Source organism: Micromonospora sp. NPDC127501, from assembly GCF_040302185.1.
Lineage (GTDB): Bacteria > Actinomycetota > Actinomycetes > Mycobacteriales > Micromonosporaceae > Micromonospora.
The window spans coordinates 58,938-84,123 of sequence record NZ_JBEORJ010000001.1; the positions used below are offsets into that span (position 1 = coordinate 58,938).

19 protein-coding genes are annotated in these 25,186 nt (G+C 71.1%); 13 read left to right on the forward strand and 6 right to left on the reverse strand.

Features of this window, described 5'->3' with window-relative positions:
- The first annotated feature begins 5 nt into the window (after nucleotides 1-5).
- On the forward strand, nucleotides 6-842 hold the full coding sequence (locus tag ABTW72_RS00235) for an aldo/keto reductase (RefSeq protein ID WP_350852111.1): 837 nt from the start codon (nucleotides 6-8) through the stop codon (nucleotides 840-842).
- A gap of 39 nt (nucleotides 843-881) precedes the next feature.
- On the opposite strand, the gene ABTW72_RS00240 is transcribed toward ABTW72_RS00235, so the two are convergent.
- Nucleotides 882-1,355: a VOC family protein gene (locus ABTW72_RS00240; RefSeq protein WP_350852114.1), complete on the reverse strand. Its 474-nt coding sequence runs from the start codon at nucleotides 1,353-1,355 to the stop codon at nucleotides 882-884.
- A gap of 104 nt (nucleotides 1,356-1,459) precedes the next feature.
- Between ABTW72_RS00240 and ABTW72_RS00245 the strand changes: the two genes are divergently transcribed.
- Nucleotides 1,460-2,452, forward strand: coding sequence for a helix-turn-helix transcriptional regulator (locus tag ABTW72_RS00245; protein ID WP_350852117.1), 993 nt, complete (start codon nucleotides 1,460-1,462; stop codon nucleotides 2,450-2,452).
- A 112-nt stretch (nucleotides 2,453-2,564) separates the two neighbouring features.
- Here ABTW72_RS00245 and ABTW72_RS00250 read toward each other — a convergent pair whose 3' ends face one another.
- Nucleotides 2,565-4,634 carry a phosphocholine-specific phospholipase C gene (locus tag ABTW72_RS00250; RefSeq protein ID WP_350852120.1) on the reverse strand — a complete coding sequence of 690 codons (2,070 nt, stop codon included), beginning with the start codon at nucleotides 4,632-4,634 and terminating at the stop codon, nucleotides 2,565-2,567.
- A 133-nt stretch (nucleotides 4,635-4,767) separates the two neighbouring features.
- On the reverse strand, nucleotides 4,768-5,694 hold the full coding sequence (locus ABTW72_RS00255) for an AraC family transcriptional regulator (RefSeq protein ID WP_350852123.1): 927 nt from the start codon (nucleotides 5,692-5,694) through the stop codon (nucleotides 4,768-4,770).
- Between the two features lie 102 nt (nucleotides 5,695-5,796).
- Here ABTW72_RS00255 and ABTW72_RS00260 point away from each other — a divergent pair, with 102 nt between their 5' ends.
- From ABTW72_RS00260 to ABTW72_RS00300, 9 genes are all read left to right on the forward strand, one after another.
- Nucleotides 5,797-6,627 carry an NmrA family NAD(P)-binding protein gene (locus tag ABTW72_RS00260; protein WP_350852126.1) on the forward strand — a complete coding sequence of 277 codons (831 nt, stop codon included), beginning with the start codon at nucleotides 5,797-5,799 and terminating at the stop codon, nucleotides 6,625-6,627.
- A 92-nt stretch (nucleotides 6,628-6,719) separates the two neighbouring features.
- Entirely contained in the window at nucleotides 6,720-7,763 is a 1,044-nt protein-coding gene (locus tag ABTW72_RS00265; protein WP_350852129.1) for an SEC-C metal-binding domain-containing protein, read from the forward strand.
- A gap of 75 nt (nucleotides 7,764-7,838) precedes the next feature.
- The gene (locus tag ABTW72_RS00270) at nucleotides 7,839-8,585 is read left to right on the forward strand and encodes a metallophosphoesterase (protein WP_350852132.1); all 747 of its coding nucleotides are present in this window, start codon (nucleotides 7,839-7,841) and stop codon (nucleotides 8,583-8,585) included.
- Nucleotides 8,586-8,587: 2 nt separating this feature from the next.
- Nucleotides 8,588-9,223 carry a LysE family translocator gene (locus tag ABTW72_RS00275; RefSeq protein ID WP_350852135.1) on the forward strand — a complete coding sequence of 212 codons (636 nt, stop codon included), beginning with the start codon at nucleotides 8,588-8,590 and terminating at the stop codon, nucleotides 9,221-9,223.
- 93 nt (nucleotides 9,224-9,316) lie between these two features.
- Nucleotides 9,317-10,483 carry an ROK family transcriptional regulator gene (locus ABTW72_RS00280; RefSeq protein ID WP_350852138.1) on the forward strand — a complete coding sequence of 389 codons (1,167 nt, stop codon included), beginning with the start codon at nucleotides 9,317-9,319 and terminating at the stop codon, nucleotides 10,481-10,483.
- A 69-nt stretch (nucleotides 10,484-10,552) separates the two neighbouring features.
- Nucleotides 10,553-12,376 carry an alpha-galactosidase D gene (locus ABTW72_RS00285; RefSeq protein ID WP_350852141.1) on the forward strand — a complete coding sequence of 608 codons (1,824 nt, stop codon included), beginning with the start codon at nucleotides 10,553-10,555 and terminating at the stop codon, nucleotides 12,374-12,376.
- A gap of 81 nt (nucleotides 12,377-12,457) precedes the next feature.
- Nucleotides 12,458-14,866 (forward strand): glycosyl hydrolase family 95 catalytic domain-containing protein, encoded by a 2,409-nt coding sequence (locus ABTW72_RS00290; protein ID WP_350852144.1) that lies wholly within the window; start codon nucleotides 12,458-12,460, stop codon nucleotides 14,864-14,866.
- Complete coding sequence (locus ABTW72_RS00295; protein WP_350852147.1) at nucleotides 14,866-16,092, forward strand: SGNH/GDSL hydrolase family protein; 1,227 nt, start codon at nucleotides 14,866-14,868, stop codon at nucleotides 16,090-16,092. Before ABTW72_RS00290 ends, ABTW72_RS00295 begins: the two co-directional genes overlap by 1 nt.
- 151 nt (nucleotides 16,093-16,243) lie before the next feature.
- Nucleotides 16,244-16,738, forward strand: coding sequence for a DUF2231 domain-containing protein (locus ABTW72_RS00300; protein ID WP_350852149.1), 495 nt, complete (start codon nucleotides 16,244-16,246; stop codon nucleotides 16,736-16,738).
- A gap of 10 nt (nucleotides 16,739-16,748) precedes the next feature.
- On the opposite strand, the gene ABTW72_RS00305 is transcribed toward ABTW72_RS00300, so the two are convergent.
- The 3 genes from ABTW72_RS00305 to ABTW72_RS00315 form a co-directional block, all read right to left on the reverse strand.
- Nucleotides 16,749-17,078, reverse strand: coding sequence for a DUF1801 domain-containing protein (locus ABTW72_RS00305; protein WP_350852151.1), 330 nt, complete (start codon nucleotides 17,076-17,078; stop codon nucleotides 16,749-16,751).
- Nucleotides 17,066-17,881, reverse strand: a complete 816-nt coding sequence (locus ABTW72_RS00310) for a DUF998 domain-containing protein (RefSeq protein WP_350852154.1) — start codon at nucleotides 17,879-17,881, stop codon at nucleotides 17,066-17,068. The genes ABTW72_RS00305 and ABTW72_RS00310 overlap by 13 nt, the downstream gene beginning before the upstream one ends.
- Before the next feature lie 127 nt (nucleotides 17,882-18,008).
- Nucleotides 18,009-21,350: a S8 family peptidase gene (locus tag ABTW72_RS00315; RefSeq protein WP_350852156.1), complete on the reverse strand. Its 3,342-nt coding sequence runs from the start codon at nucleotides 21,348-21,350 to the stop codon at nucleotides 18,009-18,011.
- A 328-nt stretch (nucleotides 21,351-21,678) separates the two neighbouring features.
- Here ABTW72_RS00315 and ABTW72_RS00320 point away from each other — a divergent pair, with 328 nt between their 5' ends.
- Nucleotides 21,679-23,562, forward strand: a complete 1,884-nt coding sequence (locus ABTW72_RS00320) for a Xaa-Pro dipeptidyl-peptidase (protein WP_350852158.1) — start codon at nucleotides 21,679-21,681, stop codon at nucleotides 23,560-23,562.
- Between the two features lie 884 nt (nucleotides 23,563-24,446).
- On the forward strand, nucleotides 24,447-25,106 hold the full coding sequence (locus tag ABTW72_RS00325) for a C39 family peptidase (protein ID WP_350852159.1): 660 nt from the start codon (nucleotides 24,447-24,449) through the stop codon (nucleotides 25,104-25,106).
- Nucleotides 25,107-25,186 lie beyond the last annotated feature (80 nt).

Consider the following 25,186-nt stretch of genomic DNA (forward strand, 5'->3'; position numbering starts at 1 on the left):
CAATCATGACGATTCCCCATCTTGCGGCAGCCGACGGCACCACCCTGCCGGCGATCGGGCTCGGCACGTACCGGTTGAACGGCTCGGCCGGTGTCGACGCGATCGGTCAGGCAATCCGGGCGGGCTATCGGTTGATCGACTCGGCGGTGAACTACGAGAACGAGGGCGCGGTCGGCCGGGCCGCCCGGTCGGCCGGTGACGTCCGGGACGAGCTGATCGTCACCTCGAAGCTGCCGGGGCGGCACCACCGCTACGACGAGGCGCTGACCACCATCGAGGAGAGTGTGTTCCGCACCGGCCTGGACCGGGTCGACCTGTACCTGATCCACTGGCCGAACCCGAAGGTCGACCTGTACGTGCAGGCGTGGCGGGCGCTGATCGAGGCGCGTGAGCGTGGTCTCGTGCGGCACATCGGGCTCTCCAACTTCCTGCCCGAGCACATCGAGCGGCTGGTGGCCGAGACCGGGGTCGCCCCGGTGGTCAACCAGATCGAGGTGCACCCGTACTTTCCGCAGCAGGAGGCGATCGACTACCACCGGGAGAACGGCATCCTGGTGCAGGGCTGGAGCCCGCTCGGCCATGGCAACGACCTGCAGCAGCATCCCGTCGTCGTGGAGATCGCGACAGCGCTCGGTGTCAGCCCGGCGCAGGCGATCCTCGCCTGGCACGTGGCCCGCCAGGTGATTCCGCTGCCCAAGGCCGCCTCCCCACAGCGGCAGGCAGAGAACCTGGACGTCTTCGGCATCACGCTCACCGACGCGCAGGTCGAGGCCATCACCGCGCTGGGCCGCCCGGACGGGCGGCTCTCGGACCAGGACCCGGCGGTGTACGAGGAGTTCTGACGAACCCGAACCCGGGGCGATCGAGGCGCGCGAGCGCGGTCAGCCGTGGGGAGAGAAGTCGGCACTCTGGACGTACTCCATTGCCTTGGTGAACTCCGGGTCGTCGAGCCGTCGGCCCATCTCCTCCTCGGTGGGCTCCGCCACGCGCTGGTGGATCCACCACAGGTTGCCGAGCGGGTCGCGGAAACGGCTGACGCGGTCGCCCCAGAAGAGTTCGGTCGGCTCGGTGACGACGTTCGCGCCGCGTTCGACGGCCCGGCGGAGCACCTCGGCGTCGTCGGCGACGTAGAGGCGTAGGAAGGCGGGCGTGGCCGGCCATTGTGGCTTGTCGAACATCATCACCACCGAGTCCCCGATACGGACCTCGGCGTGGCCGATCCACCCGTCCACCTCCATGCGGGCCAGTTCGGTGGCGTCGAAGACGCCGACGATGAAATCGATCAGTTCGCCCGTCCTCCCCGGCGAGATGATCCAGGGGGTCACGGTGTGGTAGCCGTCGGGAACAACCTTCATCGGTCTGTCTCCTCATTCTGGTGCGGCGTCCGCGCATTCAGATGGGCGACGATAGACCTGATCTAGGCCGTTACCTGTCCTAGATCAAGGGCCATCATGGGAGCATGCGCGACACACCCGCCCGCCTGTTACGACTGCTCTCCCTTCTGCAGACGCCCCGCGAATGGCCCGGCAGCGAACTCGCCGAGCGTCTCGCGGTGACCCCGCGGACCGTGCGCCGCGACATCGACCGGCTGCGTGAACTCGGCTACCCGGTCCAGGCCAGTCTGGGCACGCTGGGCGGCTACCGGCTGGTAGCGGGTAAGGCGATGCCTCCGCTGCTGCTCGATGACGAGGAGGCAGTGGCGATCGCGGTCGGCCTGCACACCGCGGCCCGGCAACCGGTCGCTGGTATCGCCGAGGCGTCGGTGCGGGCGCTCGCCAAACTGCAGCAGGTGCTGCCGCCGCGGCTGCGCCGCCACGTCAGCGCCCTCACCGCGGCCACGGTGTCGTCGACCGCGGCGGCGGTGTCGCTGGTTGATCCGACGCAGCTCATCGTCCTCGCGGCAGCAGCCTCGGCACATGAGCGGGTCCGCTTCGACTACCGCGACAGCGATGGCGGCGTCAGCCGGCGGCTCGTCGAACCGCACCGGCTCGTCGTGTTGGGCCGCCGTTGGTACGTCGTCTCCTATGACAACGAGCGCGAGGACTGGCGCACGTTCCGCGTCGACCGCATCGAACACGCCACCACAACGGGGGTACGGGTGGCGCCCCGCGCGCTAGCGACCGACGACGCGTCCGCGTTCGTGACCGACCAGTTGCACAGCCTGGCGCCGGTGTTCCGAGCGGTGGCGACGCTCGCGTTGCCGGCTGAGCAGGCGGCTGCCCGGTTGGGTGACCATGCCGGAGAGCTGGAGCCGCTCGATGACGCGTCGTGCCGGTGGCGCAGCCCGGAAGACACCGTCGACTGGCTCGCCTTCCGGCTCACGCTGCTCGGTTGCGACTTCACGGTCCACGAGCCAGTGGAGCTGGTCGACCATCTGCGGCGGCTCGGCGACCGCGTCACCCGCGCCGTGGCTGCGCCGGGAACGGAAGGTCCGGGCGGGCGGACGCCGTGATGGGCGCCATGACTCCGGGGCACAGATATACCGCTGAGTCATGGCGCTCACCACCGCGTCCCCCGCCGACCAGCCAGTGGCGCGAGCACATCGCCCGCGTCGAGCCGGAACGTCAGACGAGCCCGCCGAGGGCCGGGTCGCTGATGCTGTCCTTGCCGTTCTCGACGTGACCCGCGCAGCGGTACGCGAAGTCGCCGTCACCGGCGACGGAAACCGTCAGGTCGTACCAGCCGTGGGTGCGGGCGAGCGCCCACGTGGCGCGCTCGGTCTCGCCGGGGCGCAGCGACAGCTTGACCGGTCGGGCGTTGTACCCGTCCCGGACGGTCACCTCGACCCGCTTCGCGCCATGGTTGCGCAGCGTGAGGGTGAGTTTGTAGCCGTGCTCGTCGTAGGCGGGGGTGACGTCGAGCTGGGACCGGCCGTCGGTGAACCGGCGGAAGAACCCGTTCGGCCCGTGCACCGACAGGTCGTACCCGGAGGTGACCGGCCAGGTGTCGGTCAGGTGCTTGCCGGGCTCGACGGTGTAGCTGCGCGGGGCGTCGGCGCTGCCCGCCTGGCGGACCTGGAAGACCGCGGCGACCCCGCCGGAGTTGCGGAAGTCGATCCGGAACGACTCGTCGCCGCGGTGCCCGTCGGCGTGCAGGGTGTACGGGATCGGCCGCGCCGGGCGTACGCCGTGCTCCTGCTTCGGCAGCCGCTGGTCCGCCGGCGGAACCGGCACCTCGTCGGGGTGCCGGACCAACTCCTCGGGCTTGAAGTCGTCGGTGTCGGGCAGCCTGACCTCGCGCGAGCGGTTCGGGTGCTTGAAGTCGAAGGCCGTGGTCAGGTCGCCGACGACGGCCCGCCGCCACGGGGTGATGTTCTTCTCGACCAGGTCCGGCCGGCCGTGCCCGAACCGCGCCTCCAGGAACTTGATCAGTGAGGTGTGGTCGAAGACCTGCGAGTTCACGTAGCCGCCGCGCGTCCACGGCGAGACGATGACCATCGGCACCCGGATGCCGAGTCCGTACGGCCCGGCCGGGTGGTCGGCGTCGCCGGGGAAGATCTCGTTGGTGGTCGGCACTGTCGACTGCCCGTGCTCGCGGGTCTGCGGGGGCGTCGGCGGGACCACGTGGTCGAAGAAGCCGCCCTCCTCGTCGTAGGTGATGAAGAGCGCCATCTTGCTCCACACCTCGGGGTTCGAGGCGAGGATGTCGATGACCTGCGAGATGTACCAGGAGCCGTACGCCGGCTCCCAGTTCGGGTGCTCGGTGTACGCCTCGGGCGCGGTGATCCAGGAGACCTCCGGCAGGCGTCCCGCCTCGACGTCGGCGCGGAAGTCGGCCAGCAGTGCCTCCGGGTCGCGGCCCTGCGTCCTGACCTCGGTGCCGGTCTTGGCCCTGTCGGCCAGGGGGCTGCCGGGCTGCGCGTTCTGGTACTGGTGGAAGTAGAGCAGCGAGTTGTCGCCGTAGTTGCCGATGTACGGGTCGTTCGTCCAGCCCCAGGACCCGGTGGCGTTGAGGCCGGTGCCGACGTCCTGGTAGATCTTCCAGGAGATGCCGTTGCGCTCCAGCCGCTCCGGGTACGTGGACCAGTCGTAGCCGGCCTCGGCGTTGGTGATGACCGGCCCGCCGCCCCTGCCGTCGTTGCCGACCCAGCCGCTCCACATGTGGTAGCGGTTCGGGTCGGTGGGCCCCATCAGCGAGCAGTGGTAGCTGTCGCAGACGGTGAACGCGTCGGCGAGCGCGTAGTGGTACGGCAGGTCCTGGCGGGTGTGGTAGGTCATCGCCGTGACGCCCTTGTTCGGCACCCACTTGTCGAACCGACCGTCGTTCCAGGCGGCGTGCCCGTCGTTCCAGCCGTGCGGTGGGTCCGGCAGGAAGGTCTGGCCGAGGTCCTTCACCTCGGGGCGGAAGGGCAGCAGCTCGTCGGCCCCGTTGGGCTGGTGCCACACGTCCTTGCCGGACGGCAGTGTCGCCGGATGGGGGTCACCGAAGCCGCGTACGCCACGCATGGTGCCGAAGTAGTGGTCGAAGGAGCGGTTCTCCTGCATCAGGATGATGACGTGCCCGACGTCCTTGATCGAGCCGGTCCGGTTGTTCGCCGGGATGGCGAGCGCCTTGCTGAGGTCCAACGGGAGCGCCGCGCCGATCGCGGGAACTCCCATCGCCTTGAGGAACGTACGGCGATCCACGGTGCCCATAACTCCGCCTTTGTGCGACCTGGTCGGGAAACTGGCGACCGGACGCTACCGACGACGGGTTGACGGCAGATGACCGTAGTTCGTTGGTTTTGCGACCACTCGTCGACCGGCTCTGGGCCTGGAAGAGCAGCGGTCAGGCCGCCGTGGCGTCAGCGCGGGCGAGCCGTCGATGCCCGCTGGGGCTCATGCCGTGCACGCGTTTGAAGGCAGCGCTGAAGCCGAACGCGTCGGCGTACCCGAGGTGACGCGCCACGGCGGCGACCGTCGCTGTCGATTCGGCCAGCAGGTCGGCGGCGACTGTCATGCGCCAGTCGGTCAGGTAGGTGAGCGGCGGTTCGCCCACCAACGTGGTGAACCGCTTGGCCAGTGTGGACCGGGAGACGCCGGCCTGCGCGGCCAGGCTGGCCAGGGTCCACGGCCGGCCCGGCGCGTCGTGCATGGCGCGCAGCACCGGCCCGACCGTGTCGTCGCTCAACGCGCGGTACCAGCCGGGGGTCTCGGCCTCCGGCTGGTCGAACCAGTCCCGCACCGTGCACACCAACAGCCAGTCCAGCAGGCGGTCCAACACAACCTGCCGTCCGGGCCGCCCCGCGTCGAGTTGGGCGTCCAGGTAGTCGCGTAGCGCGGCGCAGTCCTGGTCTTCCGGCACGACGAGCACCGGCGGCAGCGCACCCAGCAGCCGCTGCGGCACCCGACCCCGGACGTGGTACACCCCGACCAGCAGGACGAGACTGTCGGTGTGGTCCGCGCCCGCCGGGTCGACCACCCCGGTCCGGCCGCGTCGGACGTCCCGCAGTTCCCCGGGCTCGAAGCTCGACCGGGGCTCGGCGGAGAAGACGAACGGCGCCGGTCCGCGCACGGTGGCCGCCTCGCCGACCCGGACCAGGCGAGGCTTGTCGCTCTCCGGGTGGGAGATCCAGCCCTCGCCCCGCATCGGGACACAGAGTGTCAGCGGGGCGCCGTCGGTGAACCGCAGCGCCCACGGTGGCGTCAGCACCGACCGGCCGAAGGCCGCGCCGTCGGCGTGCAGGCCGCGCAGCAGATTGTCGAACGGGTCCATGCACCGACCATAGGTCGCGGAGGATGGACCGCGGACGATCGGACATGCCTGGCGTACGACGGGACATGTCCCGCCCGCGGCGGGGCGAGTTGACTCGTGGTCATGACGACGGACGCACCTTCGACACTCGTGATGGCCGGCACCGGCAAGACCGGTCGCCGGCTGGTCCAGACGCTGCGGGCGGCGGGTCGGCAGGTGCGGGCCGCCTCTCGCTCCGGTGAGGTGCGGTTCGACTGGTCGCGGCGCGACACGTGGCGGCCGGCCCTGGTGGGCGCCTCGGCGGTCTACCTGCTCGCCCCGGAGGACCCCGCGCCGGCCGCCGACTTCGTGACGCTGGCGGTCGACTCGGGTGTCGGCCGGATCGTGGCGCTGTCCGGACGCGGGATCGACCGGGTGGGTGACTTCTCCCCCGGCATGCTCGCGGCCGAGGAGGCGGTGCGGAAGTCCGGCATCGAGTGGTCGATCATCCGGCCGAACAATTTCTGTCAGAACTTCAGCGAGGACCTGTTTCGCCAACCGCTGCTCGACGGTCGGCTGGCCCTGCCGATGGGTGCCACCCCGGAGCCGTTCGTCGACGCCCAGGACGTCGCCGACGTGGCAGCGACGCTGTTGACGTCGCCCGGTCACCACGAACAGGTGTACGACCTGTCCGGTCCTCGGGCGCTCACCTTCGACGCGGCGGTGGCGACGATCGCCCGGGTGAGCGGCCGTTCGATCCGCTACGTGGAACTCACCCCGGAGGAGTACCACGCCGAACTGCTCGCCGAGGGTTATCCGGCGGAGGCGGCCACGGCGCTGAACGCCCTCTTCGCCGGGATGCGGGCGGGCCATCTCGCCCAACCGACCGACGGGGTACGTCGGATTCTCGGGCGGGACCCGCTCGACTTCGACACCTACGCCGCCCGGGCCGCGGCGGCCGGCGCCTGGTCGTAGCTTGCCCGGCAGGCGGCAGAAGACGCGGTGTGAGAGCGGCGTAACAGGTGATCTGCCCGCATACCGCGAGCACCCCGACGTACCGTGAGATCGTGCCGACGAGAGAGACACTCACCAAGGCTGACCTCGCCGAACTGCGCCGCTCCGCGCTCGGGACGGCGAATCCGCTCGGTGTCGCCGCCGACCTCGCGGAGGCGGCCGAGCAGGGCCGGCTGGAGGACCCGGACGACGCCGGGGACGCGCTCACTCTGGCCGCCGAGATCGCGGAGATCCGAGCGAGGCCCGAGGCCGCGCTGCGGTACGCGGAGCAGGCCCTGGCGGCGTACCCGTCCGGCGATGACCCTCGGGCCGGGTTCGCCCGCGCGCTGCGGGCCCGCGCGCTGTTCCGGGCCGGCGGTCGCGACGACGAGGCGATGGCGGAGTTGACCGCGTTGCGTCCGTTGCTGCTCGTGCAGCCCGACGCCCCCGCCTACGTCAGTGCCGCGCTGGACGCCGGTGGGCGTTCGGCGACCGCCGAGACGTGGCTGAGCGAGGCTGTCGACACAGTGCTCAACGAACGTGCGACCGCCGCGTCCGGGCCGGCCAGCACCGCGATCGACCCGGTGGTCGATCTCGGTCCGCCGGATGCGCCCGGTGTCGCCTTCTTCCTGTTGCAGCAACGGCATCGGGTACGCCGCAATCTGAACCTGCCGCACGACCGGCAGGACGACCTGGCGGACCGGTTGGAGACCCAGCTCGTGCGGCGGGCCGGGGAGCGTCGGGACGCCGAGTCGGATCTGCTCTTCTGGCCGCGGGCCGAGTTCGATCGCCTGCTCGCCGAGCACCCTGCCCTCACGGAGGTGTACGGGCCGGACTGGGACGCGCACCGGGGCCGGCTGGAGACGGAGTTGGTTCGGCTGCGGGGTGCCGGTCAGGCCGGGTTGGGCGTGTTCGGCGCGACGGTGGCCGGGTTGACCGCGTTCGCCGGTCGACGTGGCGGCGATCCGGCCGACGCGGCGGTCCGCGCCGGCTACGCGGCCGAGGTGTCGGCGCGGCCCAGCGCACGGATCCCCTGGCCGCCGGAGCGCAACGACGCGTGCTGGTGCGGTTCGGGCCTCAAGTACAAGAAAGACTGCCTGCCGCGCTCGCGGAGCTGACCTCGGCGGCGGCCGACCTGGCCCAGAGTAGCGTCCCTAACGGCTTTGACGTTCGTAGCCGTTAGGAGAACCCTCGTGCTGGTCATCGCGCATCTCAGTGACACCCACCTCGACAGCCATCCCCGGTCGGCCGAGCGGACCGCCCGGGTCATGGACTACCTGCACGGCCTGCCACGACCTGTCGACGCGATCCTGATCACCGGGGACATCGCCGACCACGGCGAGGTGGCCGAGTACGAGACCGCCGCGAAGCTCCTCGACTCCCCGCTGCCGGTCATGGTCTGCCCCGGCAACCACGATGTGCGCGACGCGTACCGCAAGGGTCTGCTCGGTGAAGACAGCGGCGGCACCGGCCCGATCAACGCCCGCCACGACGTGGCCGGGGCGGTCTTCCTCCTCGCCGACTCCTCGGTGCCCGGCGCGGACGACGGTCACCTGGACGAGGAGACGATGGCCTGGCTCACCGACGAGCTGGGTTCGGTGCCGGCCGGGACGCCGACGTTCATCGCCCTGCATCACCCGCCGGTGGTGCTGCACCACCCGGTCATCGACCCGATGCGGCTTCTGCCGGCCGATCCCCTGGCCGAACTCGTCGCCGCCCACCCGCAGGTCGTCGCCGTGCTGACCGGGCATTTCCACACCGCCGCCGCGAGCACCTTCGCGGGCCGTCCACTGCGGATCGCCCCGGGTGTGGTCTCCACAGTGCGGATGCCCTGGGAGGGCGAGGGCCCATTGGCCACCCAGACCCAACCGCCCGGCGTCGCGTTCCACGTGTACGACGACGCCGGGCTGCTCACCACCCACTACCGGGTGGTGGTCTGAGCGTGCACGGGGTCACGGTGCTCGGTTTCCTGCTCGCCGTCGCGCCGATCACCGCCACTCCGGGCGCGAGCCTGACCCTGGTCGTCTCGCGGGTCGCCACCGGCGGGCGGCGGCAGGGCTGGTGGGTGATTTTGGGTACGGTGACCGGGCTCTACGTGCACGCCACGCTGGCCGCTGTCGGCCTGGCCGCGCTGGTGCTCCGCTCGTCGCAGGCGTTCTGGGTGGTCAAGCTGGTAGGGGCCGGTTATCTGGTCGGGCTCGGGCTCTGGATGCTCTGGTCCGCGTCGCGCCGTCGCACGGAGGCGGGACGGCGACCGAGGGTTTCCGCCCGAAGGCTGCCCTGGCGGGTGGCCCACCCGTACCTGCAAGGGTTGCTCGGCAACGTGCTGAACCCCAAGGCCGCCGCCATCTACCTCACGTTGGCACCGCAGTTCCTCGAACCGGGCCGACCGGTACTGGTGCCGATGTTGCTGCTCGCCACGGCGCACGCCGCGCTGGCCACCTGTTGGCTCGCCGGCTGGACCGTCGTCTCCGGTGCCGCCGCCCGGTTGCTCCGCACCGTATCGGTGCGACGAATGCTCGATCGGCTGACCGGCGTGATCCTGGTCGGCCTCGGCGTACGTGCGGCGGCGACCTGAGTTTGCCGTGGCGGGCGCGCCGCCGACTCTAGGACGGAGCACTGAGGCAAATCAATACTTGAAGAAGTTAAATATTCGCCTTAGATTCCGTCCATGTTTCCTGGGATCGACGCCGGTGCGTTCGCCGGGCCACCGGCGGCGACGGCGATCTTCACGACGGTGCTGACCGAGGGGCCGGTGAGTCGGGTCGCGCTCGCCCGCCGGCTCGGGCTCTCCTCTGCCGCCGTCACCAAGGCCGCCCGGCCGCTCATCGACCTGGGTTACCTGCACGAACTGGCCGCCACCGAACGCTCCGGGCCGGGTGCCGGACGCCCCGCCAGCCCGCTCGCGGTGCGCGCCGAACGCGAGTTCTTCCTCGGCGTGAAGATCACCGCCGACGAGGTGATCGGCGTGGTCTGCGACCTGCGCGCGCAGGTCCATGCCAGCGCCCGCCGGCCGTTGGACGACCCCGACGTCGACGCGGTCCTCACCGAGGTCGACCGGCTCGCCGACGACCTGTTCGACGCGTTCCCCGGCGACCGGGCCCGGGTCCGCCGGCTCGGGCTGGCCCTCTCCGGCGACATCGACCGCGGCATCGGCCTGGTGCGCTACTCACCGTTCCTGCACTGGCGGGACGTGCCGCTGGGTCGGCTCGCCGCCCAGCGCACCGGTCTCACCGTCACGGTGGAGAACGACGTCAAGGCGCTCACCGCAGCCGAGCACTGGTTCGGCGAGGGAGTGGGGGCGGAGTCGTTCGCCCTGGTCACCGTGGGCACCGGCATCGGCTGTGGCCTCGTCGTCAACGGCCGTCTGGTCTCCGGGTCGTACGGCGTGGCCGGCGAGATCGGCCACCTCACCGTCGACGCCACCGGACCGGACTGCCACTGCGGTGGTCGCGGCTGCGTCGAGTCCATCGCCGGCACCGACGCCATCGTGGCCCGGGCCCGCGACCGCACCGGCCGCCCCGACCTCACCATCGACGAGGCGGTGGCCCTGGCCCGCGGCGGCCACGAGCAGGTGCGGGCGGTCTTCACCCGGGCCGGCGGCGCGATCGGTTGTGGCATCGCGGCCGTCGCGAACCTGGTCGGTCCCACCCGCATCGTCGTGTCCGGTGAAGGGCTGGCCGCGTACGACCTGTTCGACAGCCACATCCGCGCCAGCTTCGAACGGCAGGCCTTCGGTGCCGCCGCGCGGTGCCCCCTCTTCATCCGCCCGTTGCCCTTCGAGGAGTGGGCCCGCGCGGCGGCGGCCGTGAGCATCCAGTCGCTCGTCGTCCCCTGACCCCGGCGTCACCTCGGCCACTTCCCGTCCATAGCGCTCGACTCGACCCACCGCACCAGGAGGTTGACCATGCCGTCACCGACAACCCCGCGCAGACAGCCCCGCACCCGGGTGCCGCTCGTCGCGGCGGCGCTGGGCGTGCTCCTCGCCGCGGGCGCCGCCCCAGCCCAGGCCGCCCCGACGACAGCGGCCCAGGCCGCGCCGGTGCAGACCGTCGCGGACATCGCGCAACGCCCCTTCATGGGGTGGACCAGTTGGACCATGCAGTCCTCGAAGTACCCGGGCCTGAACCCCGACGGCGACTACAGCTACCTCACCGAGGCCAACGTCCTGAAGCAGACCGACGCCCTCGCCACCAAGCTGAAGCCGTACGGCTACGAGTACGTCAACATCGACGCCGGCTGGTGGCGGGACAACGCCTGGGTGCCGCGCTTCGACCAGTACGCCCGGCAGACCCCCGACCCGGTCCGCTTCCCGCGCGGCATGCAGGCCGTCGCCGAGCACATCCACGGCAAGGGGCTGAAGGCCGGCATCTACCTGCCCGTCGGGCTGGAGAAGGAGGCGTACGCCAACGGCACCGCGCCGATCTTCAACGCCCCCGGTTGCACCACCGCGAACATCGTCTACCCGGACCTGCGCACCACCAACGGCTGGGACAGCGCGTACAAGCTGAACTTCGACAACCCCTGCGCGCAGAAGTACATCGACTCGCAGGCCCAACTCTTCGCCGACTGGGGTTACGACTTCCTGAAGCTCGACGGGGTCGGTCCGGGCTCGTTCAAGTCCGGCGACAACTACGACAACGTGGCCGACGTGGCCGCCTGGCAGCGGGCCATCGCCACCGCCGGCCGCCCGATCCACCTCGAACTGTCCTGGTCGCTCGACATCAACCACGCCGCCGACTGGAAGCGCTACTCCAACGGGTGGCGCATCGACACCGACGTCGAGTGCTACTGCAACACCCTGGTCAGCTGGGAGAACTCAGTCGACGACCGGTTCGACGACGCGCCGGCCTGGAGCCGCAAGGCCGGCCCCGGCGGATGGAACGACCTCGACTCGCTCAACGTGGGCAACGGCGAGATGGACGGCCTCACCAGGGCCGAGCGTCAGTCGTACGCGACGCTGTGGGCGATCTCGAAGTCGCCGCTGTACACCGGGGACGACCTCACCCGACTCGACGACTACGGGTTGTCGTTGCTGACCAACCGCGAGGTCATCGCCATCGACCAGAACGGCGGCGCGCCGGCCCGGCCGGTCACCCCCGCCGGTGACCAGCAGGTCTGGGGTGCGAAGAACCCGGACGGCAGCTACACCGTCGCGCTGTTCAACCTCGGCGACGCGCCCGCGTCGGTCACCGCGCACTGGGCGTCGTTCGGGTTCACCGGCAACGCCTCGGTCCGGGACGTGTGGAACCGCCGCGACCTCGGCACGCAGAGAAACGCCATCACCGCGGCGCTGCCCGCGCACGGCTCACGGCTGTTCACCGTACGGCCGGGCACCGCTCTGACCTCGACCAGCTACGAGGCCGAGGCGTCGGTCAACACCCTGACCGGCACCGCCTCCGTCGGCGGTTGTGACGCCTGCTCCGGCGGTCAGAAGGTCGGCAACCTCTACGTCGGCGGCACTGTGCGGTTCAACGAGGTGACAGTGCGCAAGGACGGCATCTACACCGTCGCCGTCTCCTACGTCAGCGGTGACGCGCGCTCGGTGCAGGTCTCCTCCAACAGCGGCAACGGCAGCTACCTGAAGTTCCCCTCCACCGGTGACTGGGGCACCGTCGAGACGGTCAGCGTCCAGCTGGCGCTGAAGGCGGGCAAAAACACCATCACCTTCGACAGCGGCACCTGGTACTCCCCCGACATCGACCGGATCGCCGTACCGCAGACCCTCTGACGTGCCCGGCGCGGCCCGGCGCGAACAGCCGGGCCGCGCCGGCGCGCGCATCCGCCGAACGCCCAGGTTGGAGAACCCGACATGGAGATCCACAGCACGCGCGACAACCACCCCAGCCGTCGCGGCTTTCTCGCGCTGGCCACCGCCGCCGGCGCGGCCACCGCACTGGGTGGCCTACCCGCCTTCGCCGCCACACCCGCACCCCGGCGGCCCACGACGTCGCCGATGCTCGCCCCGAACGTCGCCGCGAAGAACCAACTCTGGTGGCGGGCACCCGGCTCCGCCACCTCGATGATCGAGCAGGGCCTGCCGGTCGGCAACGGCCGACTCGGGGCTCTCGCCAGCAACGACCCGTCCCGGGAATTCCTGACGATCACCGATGCGACGCTCTGGACCGGTGGCCGCAACGACACGCTCGACGGCGACGGGCAGTTCCCCTACGGGCGCGAGGACTTCGGCTCGCTGACCATGCTGGCCACGCTCACCGTCGACATCCCCGGGCACGACCTCGGCGCGGTCGACGCCTACCGCCGCACCCTCGACCTGGCGCAGGGCCTGGTCAGCACCGCGTACGACATCGGTGGGGTCGGCTACCGGCGGGAGGTCTTCGCCAGCCGCCCGGACGACGTCATCGTCCTGCACTTCACCTCGCAGGCCGGCGGCACGTACACCGGCACCGTCTCCCTGGCCGGCACCCACGACGAGTCCACCACCGCCGACCCCGCCGGCCGGTACGCGTCGTTCGGCGCGTCGTTCGCCAACGGGCTGCGCTACGGCGCGGCCGTCACCGCGCACAGCGGCACCGGAACGGTGGCGGTGAGCGGCACGTCGATCTCCTTCGCCGACTGCCGGGACCTCACCGTCATCGTCAGCGGCGGTACCAACTACGCGCCGACCGCCGCCACCGGGTTCCGCGACGAATCGGTACAGCCGCAACGGCTGGCCCGGGACAAGGTCCTGGCAGCGGCGCGGGCGTCGGTCCGCGAGCTGCTGCACACCCATGTCGCCGACGTCCGGCCGGCGTTCGAGCGGTTCGCCATCGACCTCGGCGCGTCGTCCGCCGGCCAGCGCGAACTGGACACCTGGGAGCGGGTGCAGGCGCGCTGGCGCGACAACGTCCCCGACCCGGAGCTGGAGGCCGCGTACCTCCAGTTCGGCCGGTACCTGCTGATCTCCGGGTCGCGGGGCAGCCTGCCGATCGGTCTGCAGGGCCCGTGGCTGGACGGCAACGACCCGGACTGGATGGGCGACTACCACAGCGACGTCAACATCCAGATGACCTACTGGCCGGCCGACCGGGCCGGCCTCACCGACACCTTCGACGCGTACGCCGACTACTGCGTGGCGCAGTTGCCGGTCTGGACCGAGGTCACCCAGCGGCTCTTCAACACCTCGACCAACCGGTTCCGCAACACCAGCGGCAAGGTCGCCGGGTGGGCCGTCGCCTTCTCCACCAACCCGTACGGCGGCAGCGGCTGGTGGTGGCACCCCAGCGGTAACGCGTGGCTCTGCCAGAACCTGTTCGAGCACTACGAGTACACCCAGGACCGCGGCTACCTGGCGAAGATCTACCCGGTCGTCAAGGGTGCCGTGGAGTTCTGGGAGACCCGACTCGTCACCGCGACCGTCACCGACGCGTCCGGCGCCACCCGCGAGGTGCTGGTCGCCGACCGGGACTGGTCGGCCGAGCACGGGCCGCAGGACACCCGGGGCAACACCTACTCCCAGGAGCTGGTGTGGAACCTCTTCGAGAACTACCACACCGCCGCCCGGGTGCTCGGCCGCGACGCCGACCACGCCCGGAGCGTCGACGCGCTCCGCAAACGCCTCTACCTGCCCGAGGTCAGCCCCACCTCGGGCTGGTTGCAGGAGTGGATGTCACCGGACAACCTCGGTGAGACCACCCACCGGCACCTCTCCCCCCTGATCGGCCTCTTCCCCGGCGACCGGATCCGCCCGGACGGCTCCACCCCCACCGAGATCGTCGCCGGTGCCACCGCCCTGCTCACCGCGCGCGGCATGAACAGCTTCGGCTGGGCCAACGCGTGGCGCAGCCTGTGCTGGGCGCGGCTGAAGAACGCGGAGAAGGCGTACCAGCTCGTCGTCAACAACCTGCGGCCGTCGACGAACGGCAGCAACGGCAGCGCCATGAACCTCTTCGACATCTACGAGACGAACCCCGGCCGGGGCATCTTCCAGATCGACGCGAACCTCGGCACCCCCGCCGCGATCGTCGAGATGCTGCTCTACTCCCGGCCCGGTCACGTCGAGCTGCTGCCGGCGCTGCCCGCCGCGTGGGCGTCCGCCGGTTCGGTGGCCGGCGTCGGCGTACGCGGTGGTTTCACCGCCGACCTCAGCTGGCGCGACGGGCGGGTCACCCAGGCGCGGTTGACGAGCGTCGGTGGCCGCAGCACCACAGTGCTCGCCAACGGTCGCTCCCGCCAGGTCACAGTGCGCCCCGGCGAGTCGGTCACCCTGAGGAACCTCTGATGCGGGCCGGTCTCGCCCGGCGCGGGGCGGCCGCGGCCGTCGCCGCGCTGCTCTGCGTACCAGTGGTCGGGTCGGCGGCGCAGGCGCGCACGCGGCACGACCCAGCGGCCGGTGCCGGCCGGCACTTCGCTGTCACCTGGGCCGCCAGTGCCGACCGGCAGGGCGCCGGGCCCGCCGAGCGCAGCTACCGGCTGGTGGTGCGCACCAGCGTCGGCGGGGACGCGCTGCGGGTCCGCCTCACCAACGCCTTCGGCGAGCACCCGGTGACCTTCAGCAGCGCGTACGCCGGCTTGCAGCGGCAGGGCGCCGAGCTGGTCGGCGGCAGCAACCGCCGGCTGACGTTCGGCGGTCAGCCGTCGGTCACCGTCGCCGCCGGGGAGACGATCCTCAGCGACCCGCTGCCCGGCCGACTGGCCGCCCAGAGCAATCTCGTGGTGAGCCTCCACGTCACCGGAGCGCAGGGCCCGACGAGCGGGCACGGCATGGCCATGCAGACGTCGTACGCGACCTCCGGTGATCACGCCGCCGAGGAGGCGGCAACCAACTGGACCGACTCGATGACCTCCTGGTACTGGCTGGACGCGGTCAGCGTGCGGACGTCCACCGCGACCCGTTCGGTGGTAGCCCTCGGCGACTCCATCACCGACGGGTGGGCCTCCAGCACGGATGCGAACCGGCGCTGGCCCGACTACCTGTCCCGGCGGCTCCAGGCCGCGGCGGACAGCCCGGTCAAGGGCGTCGGCAACGCCGGTATCTCCGGCAACAAGGTGCTCGCCGACGGCGCCGGGGAGGCCGCGCTGCGCCGCTTCGACCGTGACGTCCTCTCCCAGCCCGGGGTCGGCACGGTCTTCGTGTACGAGGGCATCAACGACATCAAGGCCCACACCGGCGTGACGGTGGACGACCTGACCACGGGTTATCGGCAGCTGGCCGACCGGGCGCACGCGGCCGGCAAGTGCGTCGTCGGCGCCACGGTGATGGCGTACAAGGGCTGGCCGGAGTACGACGCCGCAGGTGAGGCCGTGCGCCAGGGCGTCAACGACTGGATCCGGCACAGCGGCGTGTTCGACGCCGTGGTCGACTTCGACCGGATCACCCGCAGTCCGTACGACCCGCAGGCGCTGCTGCCGTTCCTCGACAGCGGGGATCACGTCCACCCGAACGACAAGGGCATGCAGGCGATGGCGGACGCCGTCGACCTGGCCGCGTTGCGCTGTGACAGGTGAGCGATCGGCGTGCCTCCATCCGGCCGGTCACCAGCGCGGCTGGCCGGATGGCCGCTGCGGGGGCAATCTTGGGGGCTGACACACCCCCGCGGTACCGATAGCGTCCACCCCCGAACGGTCGACGTCTGGCCGAAATCAGGAGGAGCCGCCGATGTTCGAGGAGTTCATGGGCATCCCCGCCCATCCTCTGCTGCTGCACGCCGCGGTCGTGTTCGTGCCGCTGCTGGCCCTGCTGGCGGTCGGCTACGCGCTCGTCGCACCGATCCGGCCGCACACCCGCTGGGTGCTGGGGCTGCTCGCGGTGGGCGCGCCGGTCGCCGCGCTGCTGACGAAGCTCTCCGGCGACGCCTTCCTCGAACGTATGCAGGCGGCCAACCGGGTCACCCCCGAGTTCCTCCCGAAGCTCCAGGCGCATCAGGATTTCGGCGACATCACGCTCTACGCGACGATCGGGTTGGCGGTCGTGGCGCTGGCACTGGTCTGGCTCGTACCACCGAGGGCCGCCGAGACCAGTGCGGCTGGACGCCCCAGTCGACTGCTGACCCTGGCGTTGCAGGTGTTGTCGGTGGTGGCCGCTGGCGTCGCCATCTACTACGTGTTCCGCACGGGCGACTCCGGAGCGAAGGCGGTCTGGGAAGGCCAGTGACGTCGGCGGCTCATTGGCGGCTGGCCCGGTCGACGCCCCTGTGCACTTGGACGGTGCGCTCGATCAGATGCCGCAGCACGCTCTGGTCGACGTCGTCGAGCCGCTTCAGGTAGAGGCATCCCTTGCCGGAGCGGTGCGGGCCGAGCCGGGCGAGGAGCGCGGCGTGCCGCTCATCGAGGCTGCCGTCGGCGAGGTAGACGACGAGGTGCTGTTTGCGCGGCGAGAACCCCACCAGGGGCGCGTCGCCACTACGCCCGCTCTCGTAGGTGTAGTGGTAGCTGCCGAAGCCGACGATGCTCGGGCCCCACATCACCGCCGGCTCCCCGGTCAGCTCGCCCATGATCGCGCGGAGCCGCCCCGCGTCGGCCCGCCTACGTTCGTCGGGATTGCCGACCAGGAAGTCGTCGACGCTGACAACGGTCGGAACGGCTGCTGGCTGCTTCGCTGTGGCCATGAGGTGATGCTGTCACCTGCGTACGACCACAATCCCCTCAGCGGTCGGGGCCACTCGCCGCGCGCCCACCAGGAGAGCGCCACGAGCCACAGCGAGATGAGCACCGCTCCGACGGCGAAGCGGATGCTCGCACTCCCCCCGCTCCACGGCAGGGCGGTGAGCACGAACGCGACGCAACCGCTGGTACCGCTGTAGCGCGCCCAGGTCCGGTCCCCCTGGGCGGCGAACCGTCGAGCGAGCAGCAGGCCGGCCGCGATCAACGACAGGAACGCCGCCGCGCCGCACACCGTGTGCAGGACGCTGCCGGTGCTGGCCTGCTCGGGCAGCCCCGGGGCGCCGGGTGGCCAGCCGAGCGCGGGATCGGGCACGAAGATCCCACCGCCGACCATCGCCACCCCGTACACGCCGACCAGCACCGGCACCACGGTGCCGGCCCGACCCGGTCGCAGCGCCTGCCACAGACCCACCGCGAAGGCGACGGCCAGCACGCCGGTGCCCACGAACGCGATGACCTGCAACCAGCCGAGGTCACCGAGGGTGAGTGAGCTGATCGCGTGCCGGCGCAGGTCGAATCCGGATCGGGTGAACGCCTGCCCGAACGACAGGAGAGGGAACAACAGGCCGGCGACAGTGCCACAGCCCAGCAGGAAACGGGTTCGGCGCAGCGATGTCTCGGCGACGGACGTCATGGGCGTGCCTCTCGTTGTCGACGTCGGGGTTCACCGTCACGACGAACGAGGTGGGGCCGGATCGACACCGCGACGCAAAAGGTGGTGCGACCCGGCCGGAGCCGGACCGCACCACCTTTGTCGACAGTCAGTCGGCGTGGTACGCCCGGATGATGGTCTGGTCGATTCCGCTACCGCCGTTGGCGGCGGCCTTCACCCGCAACGACACGGACTGCCCGGAGGTGGCCTTCGGCAGCGCGACCCGGTAGCTGTCGCCGCTGCCGGTGACCCGGGCCGACTTCCAGGTGGCACCGTCGTCCGTCGAGGTCCAGACCTGGAACGACGTCACCTTCTGCGCCTTGATGCCCCGCATCTGCCGGACGGCCAGTTCCGCCGTTCCGCCGGTGGCGTGGTTGTTGGTGTCCATCGGCAGCGCGTAGTCCACCGCCAGCAGCGGCAGCGGCACGCTCCCGGTGCCGTCCGGTCCGGCCGACCGGAACGTCCACGACGTGTTGACCTTGGTGGAGATCGGCAGGATCAGGCTCGTGTCGACGTTGAGGGTCAGCCGGTAGTCGGCAGCCTGCTGCGGCACCGTGAAGTCGGCGAGCGGGCGGTCCCGCTCCTCGACCAGTTTCCCGTTGCGGTACAACGACAGCTTGCGGTTCACGCCGATCGAGGAGCCCTGGAGGCAGTCGGCCCGCTGGTGCTGGTCGGTCAGCGACACCAGGTCGATGTGCAGGTTGCCCCGGGTCCGTGACGGCGCGGTGGCGCAGCTGTGGTCGACACCGGCCGGGTCGTCGTACCAGCCGGAGTGCAGCGGCTGGCGGGCCCAGACCTTGGTCTGCCGACTGCCCGGCTGGTAGGTGCGGGGCGCCTCCTGGGCCGACAGGCCACCGTAGACACCCTCGTCCGCCCAGCGGTAGCCGGCCGAGAGGTAGTCGGTCCGGTACGGCGGCAGGTTCCCCTCGTGGGTCTGCGTCACCGGCACCCCGTCCGCGGTGAAGCCGCTGCGGATCAGTTGGGTGACCATCCCCTCCGAGTCCACCTGGTGGAAGCGCTCCTCGATGCGGGCGAGCTTCGCCTGCTCCGCCCTGCTCACCCGGAAGGCAGGGTCGGCCGGTGCGCCGCCCGCGTACTCGTGCACCAGGTTGTAGCGGTACGGCTTGGCGGTGCCGGCCGGCGAGTCCAGGTTGACCGCCGCCCAGGTGCGCCGGGAGCCGACGGTGGGTTTGGGCAGCGCGGTGGTACGGACCGTCGTCTGGGCCCCGTACCCGCTGATCTGGTGCCACCAGGACAGGCCGTTCGGCGCGGTCTGGACATTGGTGAGGTCGGTCCGGGTGGGCATGGTGGGCACCCCGTCGACAGTCGCCGTCACCGGCTTGGCCCGCGCCGGGTCGAGCGTCACGCTCCGGGCGCCGCGCACGTCCAGGTCGACCTCGGCGGCGAGCGTCGTCTCCAGCACGTCACTGTCGACGTAGTAGGCGACGGAGGAGCCGAGGATCGCGTACCGGCCGGCCGGCACCCGCAGCGTGAAGGTGTCTCCGGGCGCGCCGCCCGCCCCGCCGTAGTAGATCAGCGGGTCGGTGAGGTTGCTGACCAGCAGATTGATCCAGCTCTCCGCGCCGTCCTTCAGGCCCGGCAGCGGCTTCGTCTGGATCGTCAGGTCGTAGCTGGGCTGCTCGACGTAGAAGCTCACCGGGGTCGTCGCGACCAGCTTGCGGCCGGAACGGGCGGTGACGGTGGCCAGGTAGAAGCCCGGTCGCGCGGCCAACGCCGCACGGTTGACCCGCAGGGTCGCCGAGCCGGTGGTGCCGTGCGTGAGCGTCAGCCGGCTCGTCGACAGCGACGCCGCGCCACGCGGTACCGGTTGGCCGTCGTGGTTGACGATCGACACGTCGAGGTCGAGAACGGCCGTCGACTCACCGGTCCAGCTCAGCGTCGTCTCGCTGGTCCCGGACTGCGGGTAGGCGAAGGTGCCGAGGTTGACCACCGGCTGGTCGCTGGCGGGGCCGCCGAGGGCCCGGGCCGCGTTGAGCCGACCGGCACCGACGGCGTACGGGTCGATGCCGCTGAGTGGGTCGGCGGCGCCGACGAGGGCGGCCTTGAGCCGCTCACCGCTCCAGTCCGGGTGGCGCTGGGCGAGCAGCGCGGCGGCGCCCGCCACGTGCGGGCTCGCCATCGAGGTGCCGCTGATCGCCTCGTAGTACCTGTCGATCGGGTCCTGGAGGTTGGTGCCGGCGGCCCGGGCGGCGACGATGTCGACACCGGGCGCGACCAGTTCCGGCTTGGCCACGTTGCTGGTGACCAGCGGTCCGCGGCTGGAGAAGTCGGCGAGCTTGTCGTTGCGGTCGACCGCGCCGACGGTCAGCGCGCTGGCGGCCGAGCCCGGCGAGGAGATGGCGGCGCCACTGTTGCCGGCGGCGATGACGAAGAGCGCGCCGGTGGATCTGCTCAGAGCGTCGACGGCGAGCGACAGCGGGTCGCTGCCGTCGTCCGGGTCGCTGCCGCCGAGGCTCATGTTGATGACGTCGGCCCGGGTGGCGGCCCACTCCATGGCGGCGATGATGCCGGAGTCGTCGCCGTACCCGTGGTCGTCGAGAACCTTGCCGATCACCAGTTTGGCGTCCGGCGCCACGCCGCGACGCTGACCGTGGGCGGCCGCGCCGGTGCCGGCGATGGTCGAGGCGACGTGCGTACCGTGGCCGTTGTGGTCGACGGCGTCACCGCCCTCGACGGTGAAGTCGGCCCGGTCGGCGACCCGGCCGACCAGGTCCGGGTGGGTGAAGTCGGCGCCGGTGTCGAGCACCGCGACCCGGACGCCCTTGCCGGTGTAGCCGGCCTTCCAGGCGTCCGGCGCGGCGATCTGGCCCAGGTTGCGGTCCAGGCCGGCCGGGCGCCCAGTGCCGGTCAGGCCGGTGGCCCGGACCTTGCGGTCGAGCCAGACCTTCTTCGCGCCGGCGAGCAGCGAGTTGGTCGCGAGCTTCGCCGTGGCCGGGCTCTTCTTGGGTACGCGCCCGGCGACCGCACCGATGCTGGGTAGCGACAGCACGTCACCGAGCGCGGCCACCCGGGCGGACGCGGTGGCGGGCTGCACGATGAGCGGCAGCTCGGCGGAGTTGTCGTCGTCGTAGCCGTCGGCGATCAGCGTGGTGACGTCGAACAGGTCGGGGTCGAGGACCGAGCCGAGCTGGGACGCGACACGGGCGGGAATGACGTGCAGGTGACCGTCGGGGCCGCAGCTCTGGTGGATCACCTCGTTCTCGTCCGTCGGCCGAATTGTTGCCTGTGGGCAGCCCGCTCCGCTGTCCCGTACGGTCACCACATCTCCGGTCAGCAGGGTGACGGTGTGCGTCTTCCCGTCAGCCGTGGCTGCGGGTGCGCCGGCCTGACCGATGTCGCTGGGTCCGGCCGTGGCGGTGCCGCCCGGTAGGGCGGTCAGCGTCGTGGCCGTGACGGCGACGGCCAACAGCCATCGCGTTTTCCTGAGCATGTCGCTCCTCGTCTAATGTGGACGAACCCGCCTCTTCGGGCGACTCCGGCAAGATCATATGCACGGGAACGATCATCCGGGCACCCCTTGGACGAGGGGTTTTCCGGCCCACGCGCTGAGGATTTCGGCGCTGTTTCGCCGCCGGGCACAGTTCGATGTCGTTTCGATTGCCGCCACTGGACCGGCAGCGACGGTGTCGACGACAGATAGCGTCCCTGGCCGAAGGGATCGACGGGACGCCGGCCCGGACCTAGCATGACGACGAATGGATCTTCGAGATTGGCCCCTGCCGACCCCCGGCAACCAGCCCAACCGAAGGGAGACGCGCATGCGTCGACCCCGTCATCTGGCACTCCTGAGCGTCGGCGTGTCCGGCGCCCTGGCCCTCGGCGCAGCCCCACCCGCGGCTGCCGCTGCGCCCACGCCCACCACGCCCACCGGCATCGTGGTCAGCGACGGCATGACCCAACCGGTGTTCTCGCTCGCCGACGCGATCGAGGAGCGGGTGTTCGTCCAGACCCCGGTGGACACCGACCACGACGGTCGGCCCGACCGGGTGGCGATCGACATCTCCCGCCCCCGCGAGACCGCCACGCAGGGCTTCAAGGTGCCGGTCATCTTCGAGCACAGCCCGTACCGCAAGGGCACCTGGGGTGACGTGCCGTACCCGAGCGTGCTGGTCGACGACCTGCCGCAGAACGGCCTGACCGACCGCAACGGGCGTCGCGCACTCGACGCCGGCGCACAACGGGCCCAGGCGAAGGCCAACCTGCCCGGCTCGCTGGACGACTACTACGTGCCCCGCGGGTACGCGGTGGTGCTCGGCCAGAGCGTCGGCACCGGCGACTCGGACGGCTGCCCGACCAGCGGGGACCAGGCCGAGACGCTCGGCACCAAGGCGGTCATCGACTGGCTCAACGGCCGGGCGAAGGGGTACGACGCGAACGGCGCCCCGGTCACCGCCGGCTGGACCACCGGCGCGGTCGGCATGACCGGTGTCTCCTACAACGGGACGCTGCCCAACCAGGTGGCCACCACGGGCGTCAAGGGGCTCAAGACCATCGTGCCGGTCTCCGCGATCAGCAGCTGGTACGACTACTACCGGGCCAACGGCCTGGTGGTCGCGCCCGGGACGTTCCAGGGCGAGGACCTCGACATCCTGGCCCAGTACACCGCCGGGCAGGCCCGCGCCGAAGGGCCCTGCGCCGACGAACTCGCGGAGATCACCGCCAAGCAGGACCGGGTCACCGGCGACTACTCGAAGTTCTGGCGCGACCGCGACTACCTCGACGCCCGCGACGTCAAGGCCAGCGTCTTCGTCGTGCACGGCCTCAACGACTGGAACGTGAAGACCGAGCACTTCGCCGGCTGGTGGGACCAGCTCGCCAAGCGCGACGTCCCCCGCAAGATCTGGCTGCACCAGGGCGGCCACGGCGGTCCCGGCAGCAGCGCCTCGGTGACCCTGCCCAGCGGCCAGACGTGGACCTACAAGCAGACCGAGAACCGCTGGTTCGACTTCTGGCTGTGGAACGTGCGCAACGGCATCATGGACGAGCCGACGGCGGTGCTCCAGCGCGAGGACCGCGCCTACACCACGTACGCCAACTGGCCCGACCCGGCGGCGCGGGAGGTCGCCCTGCGCTTCGCGGCCACCGACGCCACGGCACCCGGCGCGCTCACCACCGGCAAGCCGCCGAAGGCCACTGTCGAGCAGAGCTTCGTCGACGAGGGCCGGACCATCCACCCGGACACCCTGGTGTCCAATCCGGACACCGCGAGCGCCAACCGACTCGCCTACCGCTCCCCCGAGCTGACGCAGAGCGTGCGCATCTCCGGGCGTCCGGAGATGCGACTGCGCATGGCGATCGACAACAAGCCGGACGCCAACCTCACCGCGTACCTTGTCGACTACGGCCCGGCCGGGTCGACGGCCGCCCCGACAGTGGTGACGCGAGGGTGGATGGACCCGCAGAACCGCAAGAGCGCCGCGCGCACCGAGCCGGTCAAGCAGGGCAAGTTGTACGACTACCGGTGGACCATGGAGCCGAAGGACTACATCTTCCCGGCGGGACACCGGATCGGCGTGGTCGTCTTCTCCAGCGACCAGGAGTACACCCTGCTGCCGTTGGGCGGCACCGAACTGCGGGTCGCACCGAACGACAGCGAACTGCGACTGCCGGTTGTCGGCGGGCGGAGCGTCCTCGGGTTCTGATTCCGTCAGTGCGCTTCCGGGTGGGGCAGTCCGACACGTTCGGGCTGCCCCACCCGCACGTCGGGAGCACCCCGCCGCCCTGCCCGAGTCCGCATGATCGTGCTCGATCCTGGATGTAGTGGCCTCGTGCCGTGGGGAAGGGCCTGTTTCCTGGATCGAGCACGATCTTGGCGGGATGCGAGGTTCCGTCGGACCTTGGCGGGATGCGAGGTTCCCTCGGACCTTGGCTGCTGCCCGTCCGCGGTGCTGACCCGGACCAGGCCGGGGCACACGGCGCGCTGCCCTCGGGTCGGACCGGTCCGGTGCGCGCGAACGGCGCAGACCGGCATGATCCACTCGGCTTTCGTGATGTCGGGGCATCCCCGCCAGCCCGACACCGCGACTTTCAGGAACCCGAGTGGATCACGCCGCCACGGCCTTCGTGTCGGGTTCGCCAGCCCGGCGGCGTGAGAGGTTTGTCGGGTCTGGTGTCGGCTGTCGGGTGGTCGGGGCCACCCCGTCGGCGGAATCGGCGGCCGGGCCGGGTCGTTATACCTGGCAGACCACCGCAACAGCCCCGGGTCATGGTGCGCCGGCCCCCGGCCGGGAACACCCGCCAGGCCACCCCGGTTACACCCCCGGCACGGTCGAGCATCCGGGCGCGGCAGCCGGCGGGAACATCCGCCAGCCCACCCCGGTTACACCCCCCGGTACGGCCGAGCACCACAACGGCCGACCCCCGCGGGTAGGCGGAATGACCTGCCACCGCGAACGGTTACACCCTGTCCCGACGCCGACCCCCTTCGCGGGTCACCGGGCAGAACCCCTCGAACTTTCCCGCACGGTCACACCGACCCCCCGTTGACTGCCGTGCGGACACCCCCGATGCAGAGGAGCACGCCATCATGCGTACCGATCTGATCCGTAAGACCGCCCTGACCGCCGCCGGCCTCGCGTTCACCGGCGGGGCCATCGCCGGACCGGTGACCGCCGCGTACGCCGCCTCGGATGCCAAGCCGGCCACCCAGACGCAGAACGACCGCAAGCCCGCCGGTGAGCGTCAGCTCGGTGTGCGCTACGAGGCCCAGCCGAACTTCTACTACTGCGGCCCGGCCGCCACGCGTAACGCCCTGTCCGTACAGGGCAAGGACATCAGCGTGGACGCCATGGCCAAGGAAATGGGCACCACCGAGGCCGGCACCAACTCCATCAACGACATCACCCCCGTACTGAACAAGGAAACCGGCAAGAACGACGCCTACCGGTCCGTGGAGATCTCCAGCCCCGACGCCGACGCCACGCAGACCGACCGGCTGCGCGCCGACATCGTCCGCACCGTCGACGACGGCCGGGCCGTGGTCGCCAACATCGCCGGCACCAGCGTCGACACCGACGGCGAGGCGCACTCCTTCGAGGGCGGGCACTACATCAGCGTCGTGGGCTACCGCGACGGCGGCAACGTAGTGAAGATCGCCGACTCCGCCGATGCCAACACCGCCTCCTACGAAGTCACCGTCGAGCACCTCGCCGACTGGATCGCCACCCGCGGCTACGCCACCAGCTGACCCCAGCACCACCAGCACACACTGAAGGGCCGGACCCCACCACGGGGCCCGGCCCTTCGGCGTCTTTTCCACCAACTGCG